The organism is Pseudomonas sp. TWI929 (genome assembly GCF_039673335.1).
GTDB lineage: Bacteria > Pseudomonadota > Gammaproteobacteria > Pseudomonadales > Pseudomonadaceae > Aquipseudomonas.
This window is the reverse complement of record NZ_JBDJLK010000028.1, coordinates 15044-31985: the sequence shown is the minus strand read 5'-3', so window position 1 is coordinate 31985 and position 16942 is coordinate 15044. Positions and strand designations below refer to the sequence as shown.

Annotated in this window: 16 protein-coding genes; 11 read left to right on the top strand and 5 right to left on the bottom strand. The window is 59.0% G+C overall.

Annotation, left to right across the window (positions count from 1 at the left end; genetic code table 11):
- Nucleotides 1–25 precede the first annotated feature (25 nt).
- A complete protein-coding gene (locus ABE456_RS13890) occupies nucleotides 26–919 on the bottom strand; it encodes a LysR substrate-binding domain-containing protein (RefSeq protein WP_346644444.1) in 894 nt (297 codons plus the stop codon).
- A 139-nt stretch (nucleotides 920–1058) separates the two neighbouring features.
- Here ABE456_RS13890 and ABE456_RS13885 point away from each other — a divergent pair, with 139 nt between their 5' ends.
- The 7 genes from ABE456_RS13885 (at nucleotide 1059) to ABE456_RS13855 (ending at nucleotide 7778) form a co-directional block, all read left to right on the top strand.
- Nucleotides 1059–1883, top strand: a complete 825-nt coding sequence (locus tag ABE456_RS13885; protein ID WP_346644419.1) for a MaoC family dehydratase N-terminal domain-containing protein — start codon at nucleotides 1059–1061, stop codon at nucleotides 1881–1883.
- Between the two features lie 41 nt (nucleotides 1884–1924).
- Nucleotides 1925–3088, top strand: a complete 1164-nt coding sequence (locus ABE456_RS13880) for an acyl-CoA dehydrogenase family protein (protein WP_346644418.1) — start codon at nucleotides 1925–1927, stop codon at nucleotides 3086–3088.
- Nucleotides 3089–3102: 14 nt separating this feature from the next.
- Nucleotides 3103–4455: an MmgE/PrpD family protein gene (locus ABE456_RS13875; RefSeq protein WP_346644417.1), complete on the top strand. Its 1353-nt coding sequence runs from the start codon at nucleotides 3103–3105 to the stop codon at nucleotides 4453–4455.
- Between the two features lie 3 nt (nucleotides 4456–4458).
- Nucleotides 4459–5661 (top strand): CaiB/BaiF CoA-transferase family protein, encoded by a 1203-nt coding sequence (locus ABE456_RS13870; protein WP_346644416.1) that lies wholly within the window; start codon nucleotides 4459–4461, stop codon nucleotides 5659–5661.
- On the top strand, nucleotides 5658–6482 hold the full coding sequence (locus tag ABE456_RS13865; protein ID WP_346644415.1) for a CoA ester lyase: 825 nt from the start codon (nucleotides 5658–5660) through the stop codon (nucleotides 6480–6482). Before ABE456_RS13870 ends, ABE456_RS13865 begins: the two co-directional genes overlap by 4 nt.
- Before the next feature lie 166 nt (nucleotides 6483–6648).
- Complete coding sequence (locus ABE456_RS13860) at nucleotides 6649–7164, top strand: phosphonopyruvate decarboxylase (RefSeq protein WP_346644414.1); 516 nt, start codon at nucleotides 6649–6651, stop codon at nucleotides 7162–7164.
- Between the two features lie 8 nt (nucleotides 7165–7172).
- Nucleotides 7173–7778 carry a thiamine pyrophosphate-dependent enzyme gene (locus ABE456_RS13855; RefSeq protein WP_346644413.1) on the top strand — a complete coding sequence of 202 codons (606 nt, stop codon included), beginning with the start codon at nucleotides 7173–7175 and terminating at the stop codon, nucleotides 7776–7778.
- Between the two features lie 100 nt (nucleotides 7779–7878).
- Here ABE456_RS13855 and ABE456_RS13850 read toward each other — a convergent pair whose 3' ends face one another.
- Complete coding sequence (locus ABE456_RS13850) at nucleotides 7879–8766, bottom strand: LysR family transcriptional regulator (RefSeq protein ID WP_346644412.1); 888 nt, start codon at nucleotides 8764–8766, stop codon at nucleotides 7879–7881.
- A 111-nt stretch (nucleotides 8767–8877) separates the two neighbouring features.
- Between ABE456_RS13850 and ABE456_RS13845 the strand changes: the two genes are divergently transcribed.
- Together ABE456_RS13845 and ppnN are read left to right on the top strand one after the other, a co-directional pair.
- Nucleotides 8878–9939, top strand: coding sequence for a YeiH family protein (locus tag ABE456_RS13845; RefSeq protein ID WP_346644411.1), 1062 nt, complete (start codon nucleotides 8878–8880; stop codon nucleotides 9937–9939).
- A gap of 212 nt (nucleotides 9940–10151) precedes the next feature.
- Nucleotides 10152–11525: a nucleotide 5'-monophosphate nucleosidase PpnN gene (ppnN, locus tag ABE456_RS13840; protein WP_346644410.1), complete on the top strand. Its 1374-nt coding sequence runs from the start codon at nucleotides 10152–10154 to the stop codon at nucleotides 11523–11525.
- Between the two features lie 161 nt (nucleotides 11526–11686).
- Here the strand turns inward: ppnN and ABE456_RS13835 are convergent, their stop codons facing one another.
- Nucleotides 11687–12832 (bottom strand): GGDEF domain-containing protein, encoded by a 1146-nt coding sequence (locus ABE456_RS13835; RefSeq protein WP_346644409.1) that lies wholly within the window; start codon nucleotides 12830–12832, stop codon nucleotides 11687–11689.
- A 308-nt stretch (nucleotides 12833–13140) separates the two neighbouring features.
- Here ABE456_RS13835 and ABE456_RS13830 point away from each other — a divergent pair, with 308 nt between their 5' ends.
- Nucleotides 13141–13488 (top strand): hypothetical protein, encoded by a 348-nt coding sequence (locus ABE456_RS13830; RefSeq protein WP_346644408.1) that lies wholly within the window; start codon nucleotides 13141–13143, stop codon nucleotides 13486–13488.
- On the opposite strand, the gene ABE456_RS13825 is transcribed toward ABE456_RS13830, so the two are convergent.
- Complete coding sequence (locus ABE456_RS13825) at nucleotides 13433–14374, bottom strand: LysR substrate-binding domain-containing protein (RefSeq protein ID WP_346644407.1); 942 nt, start codon at nucleotides 14372–14374, stop codon at nucleotides 13433–13435. The two genes, ABE456_RS13830 and ABE456_RS13825, sit on opposite strands and share 56 nt — an antisense overlap.
- 102 nt (nucleotides 14375–14476) lie before the next feature.
- Between ABE456_RS13825 and ABE456_RS13820 the strand changes: the two genes are divergently transcribed.
- On the top strand, nucleotides 14477–15436 hold the full coding sequence (locus ABE456_RS13820; protein ID WP_346644406.1) for a DMT family transporter: 960 nt from the start codon (nucleotides 14477–14479) through the stop codon (nucleotides 15434–15436).
- Between the two features lie 126 nt (nucleotides 15437–15562).
- Here ABE456_RS13820 and pssA read toward each other — a convergent pair whose 3' ends face one another.
- On the bottom strand, nucleotides 15563–16891 hold the full coding sequence (pssA, locus tag ABE456_RS13815) for a CDP-diacylglycerol--serine O-phosphatidyltransferase (protein ID WP_346644405.1): 1329 nt from the start codon (nucleotides 16889–16891) through the stop codon (nucleotides 15563–15565).
- Nucleotides 16892–16942: the final 51 nt, after the last annotated feature.

Below are 16942 nucleotides of genomic sequence, written 5' to 3'. Positions count from 1 at the left end.
CTGCACTGTCTCATTGGATTCCAACTTACGCCAGGTGGTGTTTGACCAGCATATCGACAAGCTCTCGTACAAATGCCGGCTGAGAGCTGAGCGCCTTGACCAATATACTTCTTTCTCTGACAGCCCATGCTTCCTGCAATTGAACTGTAGCAATAAGTCCTTCAGCGACACTCCGGCGAGTGGCAGACTCGGGCATTATACTGACACCTACATTCGCACTAACCATCCGGCAAACAGATTCAAAGTTCGTCAGCTGGATACGCCAATCAAGCTTTCGACCCAGCTTCTGAGCTTGCTCTGCCAAAAAACTATGCAGCGTCGATCCTTCTTGCAAGCCAATATGCCTAAACGAGCATGTCTCACCAAGCGTAATAGTCGTTCGACTCGCGAGTTCATGGCCAACAGGAACTGCCAGCACTAGCTTGTCAGTACTGAAATGCACGATATCGATATCAGGAACCTGGACAGGCCCAGCAATAATGCCCATGTCTGCAGCCCCCTCAACCACCCCGCGCACAATTTCCACCGAGGGCCGCTCTTGCAAGTCAACGGTTAAAGCGGGTCGGCTAGACAAAAAATCTGCCAGCACTTCTGGCAGAAAGTCAGTAACTGCGGTGGTATTGGCAAATATCCGAACATGGCCTGATTCCTGACCATCGGTCGCTGAAAACTCTGACTTCAACCGTTCAACATCCCGAAGCACGATCCTCGCATGCTTCATCAACTTTTTTCCTGAGTCGGTTAACACAACTCCCTTGCGGTCTCGGTAAAAAATTTGCGTCCCCAACTGCTCCTCCAAAGCCTTGATTCTCATGCTAGCAGCCGCAGGCGAAATAAATGCTCGCCTGGCCCCTTTCGTTAAACTAGAAGCATCAGCGACGCAGATGAAAAGTCGCAAATCAGTGAGGTCGAAGTGAATCATCAGGGGAACCCTACAACAATTTATGTTCAGCCCAGCTTAATAGGGGCTTCAGTAAAATATTATTCCCAACCCCCCCCGATGTCACGCAATATTGAGCCATAAAAACTAAACACAAAGGGCCGCCGCAATGTGTTCCATGACAAGTACCACTGATCTTGAACTGCCCACTGAAGAAGTGATTACTGATTACATCGGCGGATCACTTTTGTCTCGTATCGCTGCCACTTTCGGCCTCCCGATTCCTGCAGACGGCACACCACTTCCTCATCTTTGGCACTGGTGTTTTTTCCAGCGGCCTGTCTGGGAGGAAGACCTCGGAGCTGACGGCCACCCTATCCGAAATACACATATCACGCCGGTTCCCGGGCGCAGCAGGATGTGGGCCGGTGGTCGGGTTGAGTTTCTGAACCCCATCTTGGTGGGCTCTCGGGCATCCCGACAATCACGAATTACTGGCATCAAAGAAACGTCTGGAAGCACAGGCACTTTGACGTTCTACAAAGTTGAGCACCTTATCTCTCAAGGCGGAAAAATTTGCATTCGAGAGCAACAAGATATTGTTTACAAAGACCTAACTAAGCCTCGTCTTTCCGGCCCTCTTCCGGCACAAAATCCACAATGGTCTGAGAGCATCACTGCGTCTTCAATTCAACTTTTCAGGTACTCAGCCGTAACTTTTAATAGCCATAAAATTCATTACGACCACCCTTACGCCAGCAACCACGAAAGTTACCCAGAGCTTGTTGTACACGGCCCACTTATCGCAACTTTAAACTTAGCAGCATTCGTCAAAACACATCCGACAGCCAAAGTAGATAGCTTCCAATTCAGGGGGCTAAGACCCCTGTTCAGTGGCTCCAGATTCCGAGTAGAAGGTTGCGTTACAGGGATCGGCGAAGCAAAGCTCTGGGCTACTTCAGCAGAAGGCGAAGCACAGTCCGCAGAATTAACTTTCACCTGACCTGACCGTCGCTCCAAAAATAAGCACAAGAGGTAAAAGAGATGGACAACTACCAAGCAGAGGAACTCACGGCAATTCGCGATGGCGTTCGAGCGCTCTGCGCTGAATTCCCAGCTGAGTACTGGCGCAAAATTGATGATACAAAAGGTTTCCCAGAGGCTTTTGTAAAAGCCATGACCGAGGCAGGCTGGCTCTCTGCGATGATTCCAGAGGAATATGGTGGATCAGGCCTGGGCCTCTCTGAGGCCTCGGTAATCCTCGAAGAGGTTAATGCTTGCGGCGGCAACTCTGGCACTGTCCACGGCCAGATGTACAACATGTTCACCTTGCTGCGCCATGGCAGCGAGGAACAGAAAAGTTATTATCTGCCAAAGCTTGCAAGCGGGGAGCTTCGCCTCCAATCCATGGGTGTTACTGAGCCGACTACTGGCACTGACACAACCAAGATCAAAACAACCGCAGTTCGTGATGGCGACGCGTACGTCATCAATGGCCAAAAAGTCTGGATCTCTCGCATCCAGCACTCTGATCTCATGATTCTTTTGGCCAGAACCACGCCACTGGCTGAGGTAAAGAAGAAGTCTGAAGGCATGTCCATCTTCCTGGTCGACCTGCGTGAAGCTATTGGGAACGGTCTGACTGTTCAACCAATCTCCAACATGGTTAACCACGAAACCAACGAACTGTTCTTCGACAACCTGCGAATTCCTGCTTCGAGCTTGATTGGTGAAGAAGGGAAAGGTTTCCGCTACATCCTCGACGGCCTCAACGCTGAGCGCACCCTGATCGCTGCGGAATGTATAGGTGATGGCCGCTGGTTCATTGAGAAAGCCAGCACCTACGCACGAGATCGCGTCGTATTTGGTCGCCCAATTGGTCAGAACCAGGGCGTTCAATTCCCGATTGCTGAAGCCCACATCGAGATCGAAGCTGCCGATCTGATGCGCTGGAAAGCATGCGAGGAATACGACGCAGGTCGTAACGCCGGTGCTGCAGCCAACATGGCCAAATATTTGGCTGCGAAGGCAAGCTGGGAAGCAGCCAATGCCTGCCTCCAAACACACGGTGGGTTCGGTTTTGCTTGCGAATACGACGTCGAACGCAAGTTCCGTGAGACACGGCTTTATCAGGTTGCCCCTATCTCCACCAACTTGATCCTGTCGTACGTGGCAGAGCACCTGCTCGAACTTCCTCGCAGCTTCTAAAAAGGACAGCGACAATGAGCCACACTGAACAACTGGCTGACTTCCTGGCTAACCTCAGCTACGAACAAATCCCAGCCAGCACCATCAGCCGCACGGAAGATCTCTTCCTGGACTGGCTGGGCTCGGCCTTGGCGAGCGGCGCAGCGCATCCAATTCCATTGTTTGAGAACTATGCCGCCCTCATGGGGCCCTCGACTGGTTCAGCCGGGATCCTGGTCAACGGCAAGAAAACCAGCCCCTATTTCGCAGCCTTGGTGAACGGCGCGTCTTCTCACTTGGTTGAGCAGGATGACCTTCACAACAGCTCCGTTCTCCACCCGGCCACCGTGGTGTTCCCTGCCGCCTTGGCAGCGGCAGAAGACCTGAAAAGCTCTGGCCAAGCGTTCATCGTCGCATCCGTCGCCGGCTATGAAGCAGGCATTCGTATTGGTGAGTTCCTGGGTCGCAGTCACTATCGCATCTTCCATACCACCGCCACGGTGGGAACGCTTGCAGCAGCAGTAGCCGTAGGGAAGCTGCTCGGCTTCGATCGAGAGCAGTTCATCAACCTGCTGGGCACTGCGGGCACTCAGGCAGCAGGCCTCTGGGAGTTCCTGCGCGATGCGGCAGACTCCAAGCAACTGCATACCGCCAAGGCTGCTGCAGATGGCCTTCTGGCTGCATACCTGACACGGGATGGCCTCACTGGTGCACGCAACATCCTCGAAGGTGACCAGGGCATGGCTGCCGGTATGTCTTCTGACGCCGCACCGGAATGGCTGAGCGATCGACTCGGCACTCGTTGGGCACTTGAGGAAACATCGTTCAAGTTCCATGCCTCGTGCCGCCATACGCACCCTGCTGCAGATGCCCTGCTCGCACTGATGCAGCGGGAGAACTTGAAGCATGACGATGTGGAACGTGTGGTCACTCATGTGCACCAGGCCGCAATCGACGTACTCGGTCGCGTCGTTGAACCACAGACTGTTCACCAGGCGAAGTTCTCGATGGGAACAGTACTTGGGCTCATCGCTGTTCACGGAAATGCAGGGTTGATTGAGTTCCGTGATCTGGCCTTGGTCGATCCCAACGTAGCGAGCTTCCGCCAGAAGGTATCGATGGAACTGGATCGCAAGGTAGACAGCGCATATCCGGCACGCTGGCTGGGCCGCGTGACTGTTCTGACCAAGGATGGACGCACCATCGAAGGCTCCATCGATGAACCTAAAGGTGATCCAGGAAACACACTGACTCGACCAGAGCTGGAAGACAAATTCCGCAGATTGGTCGCCTTTGCAGAGGCTCGATCGCCTGATCAAACCGAGAAGCTCATTGCGGGTTCCTGGCAACTGCATTCTGCACAGAACCTCAGCGCGTTTACGGAGTAATCCATGAACAGTCCAAATGCTCAACGTCCACTGGATGGCATAACCGTTATCAGCTTGGAGCACGCAATCGCAGCTCCATTCTGTACTCGCCAGCTGGCCGATCTTGGAGCCAGGGTCATCAAGGTAGAACGACCAGGCTCCGGCGACTTTGCACGGGGTTACGACACCCGTACCAATGGGCTTGCATCGCATTTTGTGTGGGCGAACCGCTCCAAGGAGAGTTTGGCCCTCGACCTTAAAGAGGAAGGTGCAAAGTCCGTCCTGTTCAAGCTGCTCGAAAAGGCCGATGTGCTGGTACAAAACCTCGCGCCCGGCGCCGCAACTCGCATGGGGCTGTCCTACGAGGAATTGCGCAACCGCTTCCCCCGCCTGATCGTCTGCGACATCTCCGGCTATGGAGAAGGTGGCCCGTACGAACAGAAGAAGGCCTACGACCTGCTCATCCAGAGTGAGGCAGGTTTCCTGTCGGTAACTGGCGGCGAAGGGGAAGATGAGCTGGCCAAGGCTGGATGTTCGATCGCTGACATCGCGGCAGGCATGTATGGCTATAGCTCCATTCTCTCCGCACTTTTGTTGCGAGAGCGCACTGGTGAAGGCTCGCGAGTAGAGGTCTCGATGCTGGAGTCGCTGGCCGAATGGATGGGATACCCCCTCTATTACGCCTACGACGGAGCTCCCGCGCCGAAGCGTGCGGGCGCTTCCCACGCGACCATTTACCCGTATGGCCCCTTCCCCACCGGAGAAGGGGCAACCGTGATGCTCGGTCTGCAGAACGAGCGCGAGTGGGCGATCTTTTGCGACTCGGTTCTCCAGCAGCCAGAGCTCAAGCAAGACCCACGCTACTCAGCGAACTACAAGCGCTCTGAAAATCGCGACGGCCTCCGCGCGACCATCTGCGAGGTGTTTGCGAGCCTGGGGCGTGAAGAGGTTCTGCGTCGCCTGGACGATGCCGGTATTGCTAACGCTACCGTGAACGACATGAAGGCTGTGTGGGATCACCCACAGCTTAAGGCGCGTGAACGTTGGGTAGAGATCCAAAGCCCCGCCGGCCCTCTTCCTGCGTTGTTGCCTCCGGGCAGGACAAACGCCTACCAACCACGCATGGATGCTGTACCAGCCCTGGGCGAGCACACTGCATCGATCCTGGCTGAACTGAATATCGACCAGCAGGTGATTGGCTCTCCGCGTGAAGGAGAAACAGCATGACACAAGGTCTTCCTGTGCAGATCCGCACGGCACTTTTTGTGCCTGGAAGCCGGCCAGATCGTTTTGAGAAAGCATTTGCCTCAGGTGCGGATTGCATAATCATTGATCTTGAAGATGCAGTCGAGGAAGCAGCGAAAGAGACGGCTCGGCAAAACATCGATGTCTTCTTAATTCAATCGCCTAAGTCTCGTATCGTCCTCAGGTGTAATGGTCGCCATCACCCAGCTTTCAAGGATGACCTCAAGCGCTTGGCACACCATCCTGGCGTTGCAGCAATCATGCTGCCCAAGACTGAAACACGAAACGACGTGGAAGTCGTCGCGGAGTTTGGCAAGCCAGTTTGGGGATTGATCGAGAGTGCGAAAGGTCTTGCCAACCTCCGCGAGATATCAAGCACTCGCGGCATTGAACGGCTTACGTTCGGCGCCCTCGATCTCGCTGTAGATCTCGGCCTCGGAAAAGAGGAGGCGGGACGCAACAAAATTTTCGACCTTGTTCGATACAACCTGGTCGTTGAAAGTCGTAACGCTGGTTTGAAAAAGCCACTTGATACGGTCTGTGCTGATACCCAAGAAGGCAGCCAGTTCAAGCTGCATGCTTTAAATGCAAAGCATATGGGGTTGGAAGGGATACTTTGCATCCACCCTAAACAGGTTGAGCAAACGAAAAAAATCTTTGAAGCCTCAAAGTCAGAGATTGAATGGGCGACACTAGTCTTGGAAGCAGCCAAATCCCATCCAGGTGCATTCTCTCTCGACGGCCAGATGATCGATGCCCCAGTCATTGCTGCGGCGAGGAAACTATTGCAGCAGCAGCGATAAGCATTACCAAGCCTTGATGTAACTGGCTACCACAGGTGAGCCAATGAAAAACAAAAAGAAAAAGAGCTGCATCAAAATGAAGAAATTCGTGAAGTTTTTAATTATTGGACTGTCTAAGCTGCCTGCTTTTGCGTAGGCAACCGTTAAATAAAACGTGGAGTACACCATGAGCACCAATTGGCCAGAACAAATATTCTCGGAGTTCAAAGCACTTGGCGTCAAGCAAGTTGCATATGTGCCGGACGCAGGTCACGCCAAACTGATTCGCATGTGCGATGAAGATCCTGAAATTCACTCGGTCTCTTTGACCACCGAAGAAGAAGGTATTGCACAACTGGGTGGTGCCTGGATCGGTGGTCAACGCGGCGTCCTGCTTATTCAATCGAGCGGGGTAGGCAACTGCATCAACATGCTTTCTCTTCAGCATGAGACGCGTATGCCTCTGTTCATGATCGTCACCATGCGTGGCGAATGGGGTGAGTTCAACCCTTGGCAGGTAGCTATGGGTAAATCGACTCAAGCTGTTCTCGAAGACTCCGGCGTCCATGTATATCGCGCCGACTCGCCAGAAGAAGTTCATCCCAACATCGCCGCTGGTGCCCGCTTCGCATATCAAACTGGCCGCATGGTTGCAGTGTTGATCGCCCAGCGCGTGATCGGAACTAAAAACTTTAACAAGTGAGAGAAGTCATGACCTACTCGAACGATATCAAACCGACGCTGCGTCGCCGGCAAGTGGTTTCAAAGATCCTGAAAAATCGCAAAGACTCCTTTGCCATCACCAGCTTGGGTAACCCTACCTTCGATGTGGCGGCGGCAGGTGATTGCCCACAGAACTTCTATCTCTGGGGCGCAATGGGCGGTGCTGCCATGTTTGGCCTTGGCCTCGCGCTGTCGCAGCCGACTCGTCGTACTTTCGTCTTCGTAGGCGACGGCGAGATGATGATGGGACTCGGCTCGCTCGCTACAGTGGCATGCCAAAACCCGCAGAACCTGACCATCGTTGTCATCGACAACGAGCACTACGCAGAGACTGGTATGCAACCTGCTCACGCCGGCAAAGGTGTGAACATCAGCGCTATCGCTAAGGCTGCCGGCATCCAGGCCAGCCTCATCGTTCGAACCGATGAAGAGCTTGATGCATCTCTGGATACCCTTTACCAGCACAACGGCCCTGTCCTGGTGGTGATTAAAGTGACCACTGATCCGGAGCCGACCGCCCTGCCTCCTCGCGATGGGCCTTACCTGCGCAGCCGCTTCAGAACAGCCGTGCTGGGCGATGACGCTCACCGCTGATCGCTAAAAAGCAAGGCTCCTCTCAGTGCTCGCTGAGGGGAGCCTTTGCCGTTTATAGGCTTTTTCCTAGGGCGACAAGCCCGCGAAGAGGCCGGCGCAGTCAACCCACCTCTTGCAAGCCAACACACAACTCAAGAAACCGCGCCGCCGCCCGCGACGGCGTGGCCGCATGCGGCATCAGTATGGAAAACCGCCTGACCAAGGCCTGCGGCGCAACCTGCAACCTGTGCAACGCCCCATCCTCATGCCGGATCGACATCGCCGACACAAAACCAATGCCCATCCCGGCCCGCACCGCCTCCTTCACCCCTTCCACCCCGGCAATTTCCAGCGCCACACGCATCGCCACGCCACTGCGGGCAAACGCGCGCTCGACGATCTGCCGCACACCCGAGCCGCTCTCACGCAGTACCAACGGGTACGCCCCCAGCGCCGCCAGCACCTGCTGGTCACTATCAGCCAAGGGGTGCCCACGCGGCACGATGGCCACGATCTCATCCTCCCGCCATGCCGTCACTGCCGTGCCCAACGGCAGCTCCTGCCCGGGAGGGCCTTCGATCAGCGCAATATCTACAGTGTCCAGTGCTGCGACGATTTCCGCCGTGTTGCCGTGCGACGTAGTCACCAGCACATCCGGATAACGCGCGTGAAAGTCGGCAAGCAGATACGGCAACAGGTAGCTGGCCGGTGTGGTGCTGGCACCAATGCGCAAGGTCCCGCGCTCCAGCCCGCGCATCGCGTCGCGCAGCGCCTGGGCCTGGCGGAAGGTTTCACGCAGGCGCTCGGCATGCGCCAGCAACTGCTCGCCAGCCGCCGTCAGCCGCACACCACGGCCGGCACGTTGATACAGCGGCTCGCCAAAGGCCTCCTGCAGCAGCTTGAGCTGGCCAGACACCGCTGGCTGCGACAGGTGAAGGGCCTGGGCCGCATGGCTGATGTTGCCATGCTCGGCGACGGCGGCGAACGTTATCAGTTGTTCCGGGGTCATAAATGAAAAATATCAGCTATTCGGATATTTTCCATTCTAAATTACGATTTTTTATAAGCTTATAACCAGATTAACGTAGGCCTTGTCGAAACACCTTTCCGGAGGACTCACATGGCCACGGTTCCGTCCAACCCTGCTTTTGCCCCTACCCTTTCTACCAAAGGGCGGCTCAATGGCATCCTGTTCGTCGCGCTGTTCGCGCTCGCAGTCACACAACTGGCGGCCATGCCCGCCATCTCCAACCTGGGCATCAGCCCGCTGATCGTCGGTATCGTCGCCGGTGCGCTGTATGGCAATGCCCTGCGTGACGGCGTACCGGCAAGCTGGGCAGCGGGCATCAACTTTTCCGCTCGCGGCCTGCTGCGCATCGCCGTGGCTTTCTTCGGCCTGCGGGTAAGCCTGCAGGAGATCGCCGAAGTCGGCTGGTCGGGGCTGATCGTGTCGTTGCTGGTGGTGTCCAGCACCCTGCTGATCGGCCTGTGGTGCGGCATGAAACTGTTCAAGCTGGACCGCGATACCGCCCTGCTGACCGCCGCTGGCAGCGCCATCTGCGGTGCTGCCGCAGTACTGGCCTTCGAATCGGCGCTGCGCAGCGCCCCGCACAAAAGCGCCATGGCGGTGGGTAGCGTAGTGCTGTTCGGCACCCTGTCGATGTTCCTTTACCCACTGGCGATCAACGCCGGCTGGTTGCAGCTGGACACCATGGGCGCCGGGCTCTTCCTGGGTGGCACCATCCACGAAGTCGCGCAGGTGGTTGGCGCGGCCAGCAACGTCAGCCCCGAGGCCACGCACATTGCCACCATCGTCAAAATGACCCGGGTAATGCTGCTGGTGCCGGTGCTGCTGGTGGTGGGCCTGTGGATCAGCCGCTCGCGCCAGGCTGGCCAGGCGCAGGGCAACGGGCGCATCGCCATGCCCTGGTTCGCCTTCGGTTTCCTCGCGCTGGTGCTGGTGAACTCGCTGCAGGTGCTGCCCGGCAGCGTGACACAGGCGGTCAACAGCCTGGACACCTTTGCCCTGACCATGGCCATGACCGCGCTGGGGATGGAGACCCGCTTCAGCCAGATTCGCCAGGCCGGGCCACGGGCGCTGGCCACCGGGGCGATTCTCAACCTGTGGCTGGTTGGCGGTGGAATGGCGATTACCCTGGGGGTGCAAAAGCTGTTGGGCTGATGTGAGACCGAGTTGCCTGCTTCGCGGGTAAACCCGCTCCTACAGGGACAGCGCCGTCTTCAGGGCTTGCGCTGTACCTGTGGGAGCGGGTTTACCCGCGAAAAAGCCAACTTGGTCTCATGACGTTTTTGTTGTCCCCCCTCGTTGCCGCCCAAATTTCTCGGTATGGTGTTGTCAAAGAAGGATGTTTTACCTGCACAGGAAAGACTTAGATGCCCCAACGCCATGTCATCAATGCATCCGTCAGCCCCAAAGGCAGCCTGGAGACGCTGTCACAACGTGAAGTGCAGCAACTGAGTGAAGTCGGTACCGGTAGCCTTTACACCTTGTTCCGCCAGTGCGCCCTGGCCATCCTCAACACCGGCGCCCATGTCGACAATGCCAAGACCATCCTCGAGGCCTACCAGGACTTCGAGGTGCGTATCCACCAACAAGACCGCGGCGTACGCCTGGAACTGCTGAATGCCCCGGCCGATGCCTTCGTCGATGGCGAGATGATCGCCAGCACCCGTGAAATGCTGTTCAGCGCCCTGCGCGACATCGTCTACACCGAAAGCGAGCTGGCCAGCCAGCGCATCGACCTGGAAAGCTCCCAGGGCATCACCGACTACGTCTTCCACCTGCTGCGCAACGCCCGTACCTTGCGCCCGGGTGTGGAGCCGAAGATGGTGGTGTGCTGGGGCGGCCACTCGATCAGCAGCGAGGAATACCAGTACACCAAGAAGGTCGGCCACGAGCTGGGCCTGCGCAAACTGGACGTGTGCACCGGCTGCGGCCCGGGCGTAATGAAGGGCCCGATGAAGGGTGCGACCATCGCCCACGCCAAGCAGCGTATGCATGGCAGCCGCTACCTGGGCCTGACCGAACCGGGCATCATCGCCGCCGAGGCACCTAACCCGATCGTCAACGAACTGGTGATCCTGCCGGACATCGAGAAGCGCCTGGAGGCCTTCGTGCGTGTCGGCCACGGCATCATCATTTTCCCGGGTGGCGCCGGTACGGCCGAGGAGTTCCTCTACCTGCTGGGCATCCTCATGCACCCGGACAACCGCGACCTGCCGTTCCCGGTGGTGCTCACCGGCCCGCGCAGTGCCGAACCCTACCTGCAGCAGCTGCACGCCTTCGTCGGCGCAACCCTGGGTGAAGCGGCACACCGCCTGTACGAGATCATCATCGACGACCCGGCAGAAGTCGCCCGGCACATGGTCGAAGGGCTCAAGGACGTGAAGCAGTTCCGCCGCGAGCGCAACGATGCCTTCCACTTCAACTGGCTGCTGAAGATCGAGGAGAGCTTCCAGCGCCCGTTCGACCCGACCCACCAGGCCATGGCCGACCTGGACTTGCGCCGGGAGCTGCCACCCCATGAACTGGCCGCCAACCTGCGCCGGGCGTTCTCTGGCATCGTCGCCGGCAACGTCAAGGACAAGGGCATCCGCCTGATCGAAGAACACGGGCCCTATCAGATCCGTGGCGACAGCGCCGTGCTGGACCCGCTGGGCCGGCTGCTGCAGGCGTTCGTCGACCAGCACCGGATGAAGCTGCCTGGTGGCGCAGCGTATGTACCGTGCTACCAGGTGGTGACCTGATTCCTGCCTGCCCCTGCTTTTGATCTTGATCTTGATCTTGATCTTGATCTTGATCTTCGCGACTTCAGGAGGCCGAACGCAGGCCTCCTGAAGTCGCAATCTGCGGCGCCTGAACTACCGCGCGCTTAGAAGCAAAGGCAAAAGCAAAAGCAATACGTAGGCTACTGGTTGAGGTCGGCCATCGAGCGCTCAACAAACCGAATGCTATCGCGTCCGCCCCGCTTGGACTGATACAACGCCACATCCCCCTGCTCGATCAACGCCGCCAGGCTCGCTGGCGGCTGGTCGAACAGGTTGGCACCAATACTCAAGGTAACCGCCTCAGGCGTAGGCACGGTCTTGCCAGCATACTGCTGGAACTGCTCACGCAACCCCTCACCCAACTCCAAGACCCGCTCGCTACTGGCCCCACGCAGCAAAATGACGAACTCATCGCCACCCAACCGCGCCGCCAGCGAACGCTCGGGCAGCGCCGTGCGAATCATCTCGCTCAGCGAAATCAGCAAGCGGTCCCCGGCAATATGCCCATGCAGGTCGTTGACCAGCTTGAAGTTGTCGATATCGATCAGCAGTAACGCCCCAGGTTGCGCCGGGCCAACGTCCTTGAAGAAATCTGCAGCGCGCACCTCCAATGCACGCCGGTTGTACAGCGCAGTTAGCGGGTCACGGGCCGCCAGCCGGGCAATCCGCTCTTCACGCCGGTAGCGCACGGTGCCGGTCATCGACAAGGCAATCAACATGATCGCCATCACACCTTCAACCAAGGAAACCTGAATGATCAGCCCACCGAAAGTGGCCAGGTCGATCAGCGTACCCGGTGTGACTGCAATGATCGCCTTGGCCACATAGAACAGCCCATGGATCAGCAACACATAGCGCAACTGCACCGCGCCAACACTCAGCGACTTGCCATGCGGCCGCAGCAGGAAGCTGGCCTTGAGCGTCAACAAGGCCACCAGCAGCGAGTTGACCATCAGCATCACCTTCGACCACTGCGGCCCGACAGGCAGCAGCAGCAAGGCAAACCATACAGCCACTATCAGCAGCCAGCTGCGCGACAGACGGTTCTGGGTGAAGCGCAATACCCCAACCAGGAAGAACCAGTGCGCCACCACCAACAAGCCGTTGGCGAACCAGATACCGATCAAGAGCAAGCCTATGCCCCGCAGCAAAGCCAAGGTGGAGCCCACCGTAATAGTGGCAAAGCCTGCGCTCCAGAACAGCAGTGAAGGCTCGCGAACGCTGCGCCACTCGATCGCCAGGTACAAGGCAGCTGCGGCGGCCAAGGCGATCGAGATAGTCAGCATCGTGGGTGGATCAAGCGCCATATACGGATTGGCCTTTCTGGTTAAAGAGGAAAAGGGCCCGATTGTATGCGCTTGTGATGACTTTTCAGAGGGGCCCTGCATACGTGCCAGCAAATCATAGACCAGCCCTTGAAGGTACCTGCACGAAATGCATGTCATATTGACATCACCGCTGTCATTCGCACCACAAAAACCGCTGTCGTAAAGACAACGCACTGGTGCAATACCCCGAATTGCAAGGGCTGACTACCTGGCACGAAAACTGAACCGTTCTCTTTCGCCACAATCTGCCTTGCGGAATAACTATCATGAAAAACTTCCTCCTCCCCTTGGCGATGACCCTGTCTATCGCCCTGCCCGCCTGCGCCGACGAGGTGCTGTCGGAAAGCGCCGACAACACGGTGGGCTATGGCGCCGGCGGTGTCAGCGGCCTGATGGTCGGCGCTGCGCTCGGTGGCCCGTTTGGCGCCATCGCCGGCGCTGCCTTGGGCGCGTTTGGCGGTGCTGCCGTGCAACAAAGCACTGGCAGCAGCGACCCGGCCTATGTAGTGCGCCACGACGACGGCAGCACCCAGCGCTACCGCTCGCCCAATGCCCGCTTCAAGCCCGGTGATCAGGTGCAGGTGAGTGGTATTCGCCTGGCCCCGGCGCAGTAAGCCGTTGCCCGGACAGAAAGCTCACCAGCTGCCGCCCGTGCGAACTCAGGCGCTCACAGTCACGGAAGCACAGGCGTAACTCCAGGGTGGCCCAGCTTTCCGCCAGGGCCACTCGGCGCACCGACAGCTCCTGCTCGGCGCGCACTGCGGCTGTTTCAGGCAGCATGGCCACCCCTGCGCGCTGCGCGACCAGTTGCGCAATGGCCTCGAAACTGGGCGCACGCACCCGCACCTTGAGTGGCATGGCCAGGTTCATCGCCAGCTCTTCGACAAAGCGCTGCATCGGCCGCTCACCCGGCAAGCAGATGAACGCATAGCCCAAGGCATCGACCAGACGCAATTGCTCGCGCCCGGCCAGCGGATGATCGGCCGGCACCAGCATCACCAGGCGCTCGGTGCGAAACGGCAGCGATACCACGCCTTCGCTGTGCAGGATGCCGTCGTACACGCCAATCTCGCACTCGTTGGCCACCACCACCCGCAGCACATCGACGCTCTTGTGCTCCACCAGTTGCAGGTCGACTTCCGGGTAGTCCGCCAGGAACGGCCCCAGCACCGCCGGCAGCAAAGTGCTGTTGGTCACGGTGGACGCCGCCAGGCGCAAGGTGATGCGGTGCTCGCCAGACAGCTGCTGCAAGGTCTCCTGCAGTTTCTGCGCTTCGCCAAGCACGCTACGCGCACCCTCCAGCACCAGGCGCCCGGAAGGCGTCAGCTGCATGCCGTCGGCCTTACGCGTGAACAGCACCAGGCCGCAGCGCTCCTCCAGCAGGCGCAGGCGATTGCTGGCGGCCGACACCGCCACCGGGAAGGTCGCAGCCGCCTTGCTCAGGCTGCCCGTAGCCGCGATCGCCAGCAGCAGGCGCAAGTCAGTCAGGTCGAATGGCATGCCCTTCTCCAAAAACGAACACCATGTTCGCTAAAAAGCGATTCTAGCGCGACCGCCTTCTGTTCAGAATAAGCCCTGTCTTTCTTCTGCCGCGGGTATCCCATGAACGCATTACGCAGCCTGATCCAGCGCCAGCTGCAAAGCGGCGCCCTGTACGCCGTACTGGCGGCCCTGGGCTTCAGCTTCAAGGCCATCTTCGTCAAGCTCGCCTATGCCGCCGGGCCGGTGGACGCCATCAGCCTGCTGGCATTGCGCATGGGGCTGTCGCTGCCGTTGTTTGCCTGGCTGGTATGGGCCAGCCGTGGTCAGGGCAGCATCCCCCTCAACCTGGGCGACGGCTTGCGTGTCGCCTTGCTCGGGCTGCTAGGTTATTACCTGGCCAGCCTGTTCGACTTCTATGGTTTGCAGTACATCAGCGCTGGGCTGGAACGCTTGATCCTGTTCACCTACCCGACGCTGGTGCTGGTGTTCCAGGCCATCGCCCTGCGCGAACGGCCAAGCCTGCGCACCTTGTCGGCCATGGGCCTGTGCTACCTGGGGCTGGGCATCGCCTTTGTCCATGACGTCAGTGTTGCCGGGGTTGGCCAGCAGGTGGTGCTGGGTTCGCTGTGGGTGTTCGCCAGTGCGGTGACCTACGCGTTGTATTACTCCGGCACCGGAATGATGCTCAAGCGCATGGGCTCGATGCGTTTGGCCGGGCTATGCGGCACCGCGTCCTCGCTGATGGTGTTGGCGCATTACCTGCTGGTGGCACCAGTGGGCCAGCTGTGGCAGTTGCCAGGTGCGGTGTGGGCCAATGCCGGGTTGATGGCTCTGTTTTCCACGGTGTTGCCGATCTACTGGGTGGCACTGGCGATTCAGCGCCTGGGGCCGACCCATACGGCGGCGGTGGGCAACCTGGGGCCGGTGCTGACCGTGCTGGCGTCTTGGGCGATCTTGAGCGAGGAGATTTCGCTGTACCAGGTCGTCGGGCTGGCGGTGGTGCTGTTTGCCGTGTCGCGGCTCAAGCCGAAAAGCAAGAAGGAAGCCGAGGTGGCACCCGCCAAAGGCGCCACAGCCTGAGTTTTCGACTGGCTGTTCTGGCCCTATCGCCGGCAAGCCAGCTCCCACAGGTACAGCGCATGCCTTGAAACCTGCGCTTTAGCTGTGGGAGCTGGCTTGCCGGCGATAGGGCCAGAATAGGCGACATCAGAGCACTCGCTTGATCAACGGCTCCAACCGGCTATAGCGAAGCCGCCGCAAGAACTTGCGCACTTCCTTGGGGTGCTCGGCCTTGACCCCCAGCGCCTCGGCCGAACCAATCTTCGGCGCATACCGGCGCAGCTCGTTCAACTCCGCCTCACGTGGCGCCAGCCATTGCCCTTGCGGGTCATCGATCAGCAGGCCATTCTCCAGGTCCAGGTTGAAACCGCGCGGGTTCAGGTTGTTGCCGGTCAGCAGCGAATAGCGCTGGTCGACCCACACGCCCTTGGCATGGAAGGTATGCCCAGGATCGTTCCAGATCCGCACTTGCAGCTGGCCGCTGGCAATCGCGGCGTGGCGGCGTCGGGCGAAGGCGCGCAGATTGTCCTCGTACAGATAGGGCAGCGCACCACTGGCGCTGAACGGCTCGCCAGGGGCGATATAGAAGTCGTTGGCCGTGCGGTCACCGACGATCAGCTCCACTTGCACCCCCCGCGCCAGGGCATGGTCAAGTTCGCGCATCACTACCCGCGGGGGGTTGAAATACGGCGTGCTGATGATGACCTGCGTGCGCGCCGCTGCCAGCAAGGCGCACAGCGCCCGATTCAACGGGTTGCCACGGCCCACACCCAGCAGCGGGACCACCCGCAGGCCCTGCCCCGCCACACTGGCCGGTGCTTCATAGGCCATGCGCCGCAGCCGCGCACGCAAGCGCCGGATGTCGCCGCGCAGGCTACGGGTGGAGGGTGGCGCCGGCAGGTCGAGGCGCGGTGTGGCTGTGTGATGCAGCAGGCGCCGCACCAGGTCGACCATGGCGTCGGCCAGTGCTGGCGACTGGAACAGGTGATAGCGGTCCAGGCGGTAACGGTCGAAGCGGTGCAGGTACACGTTGTTCAGGCTGGCGCCCGTGTAGATCACACAGTCGTCGATAACGCTGCCTTTCAGGTGCAGCACCCCAAACAGCTCGCGGGTCTGCACTGGCACGCCATGGATGACGATATCCAGCCCGCGCTGTTGGCGCTGGGCCTGGTACCAGGCCGCGTTACCTGGCTGGCGCCCCGCCCCCAGCAGGCCGCGCCGGGCGCGGAACCAGTCGACCACGATGGTGATTTCCAGGCCCGGCCGCTCGGCCTTGGCCTGGTACAAGGCATCCAGCACTTCCTGGCCGGCTTCGTCTTCTTGCAGGTACAGCGCAACGATAACGATGCGCCGGGTTGCTGCGCGGATGCGCTCGAGCAGGCAGGCGCGGTAGGCCTTGGCATCGGGCAGCACCTGGATCGACTCGGGCGACATGGCGTAGCCCGGCAATGCCGCCAGCATGGATTCGGGGTTCACGAACGATCACCTTCTCTGTGCAATCACTGTCGGCCCTGCCGGCCGGCGGGG

Bases quoted from the DNA above. Each gene is read 5' to 3' on its own strand.
- ABE456_RS13875 (WP_346644417.1), top strand. From the start codon at position 3,103: ATGAGCCACACTGAACAACTGGCTGACTTCCTGGCTAACCTCAGCTAC.
- ABE456_RS13835 (WP_346644409.1), bottom strand. From the start codon at position 12,832: ATGCTGACTATCTCGATCGCCTTGGCCGCCGCAGCTGCCTTGTACCTG.
- ABE456_RS13865 (WP_346644415.1), top strand. From the start codon at position 5,658: ATGACACAAGGTCTTCCTGTGCAGATCCGCACGGCACTTTTTGTGCCT.
- ABE456_RS13870 (WP_346644416.1), top strand. From the start codon at position 4,459: ATGAACAGTCCAAATGCTCAACGTCCACTGGATGGCATAACCGTTATC.
- ABE456_RS13825 (WP_346644407.1), bottom strand. From the start codon at position 14,374: ATGCCATTCGACCTGACTGACTTGCGCCTGCTGCTGGCGATCGCGGCT.
- ABE456_RS13850 (WP_346644412.1), bottom strand. From the start codon at position 8,766: ATGACCCCGGAACAACTGATAACGTTCGCCGCCGTCGCCGAGCATGGC.
- ABE456_RS13885 (WP_346644419.1), top strand. From the start codon at position 1,059: ATGACAAGTACCACTGATCTTGAACTGCCCACTGAAGAAGTGATTACT.
- ABE456_RS13820 (WP_346644406.1), top strand. From the start codon at position 14,477: ATGAACGCATTACGCAGCCTGATCCAGCGCCAGCTGCAAAGCGGCGCC.
- ABE456_RS13830 (WP_346644408.1), top strand. From the start codon at position 13,141: ATGAAAAACTTCCTCCTCCCCTTGGCGATGACCCTGTCTATCGCCCTG.
- ABE456_RS13880 (WP_346644418.1), top strand. From the start codon at position 1,925: ATGGACAACTACCAAGCAGAGGAACTCACGGCAATTCGCGATGGCGTT.
- ABE456_RS13845 (WP_346644411.1), top strand. From the start codon at position 8,878: ATGGCCACGGTTCCGTCCAACCCTGCTTTTGCCCCTACCCTTTCTACC.
- ABE456_RS13860 (WP_346644414.1), top strand. From the start codon at position 6,649: ATGAGCACCAATTGGCCAGAACAAATATTCTCGGAGTTCAAAGCACTT.
- ABE456_RS13855 (WP_346644413.1), top strand. From the start codon at position 7,173: ATGACCTACTCGAACGATATCAAACCGACGCTGCGTCGCCGGCAAGTG.
- ppnN (WP_346644410.1), top strand. From the start codon at position 10,152: ATGCCCCAACGCCATGTCATCAATGCATCCGTCAGCCCCAAAGGCAGC.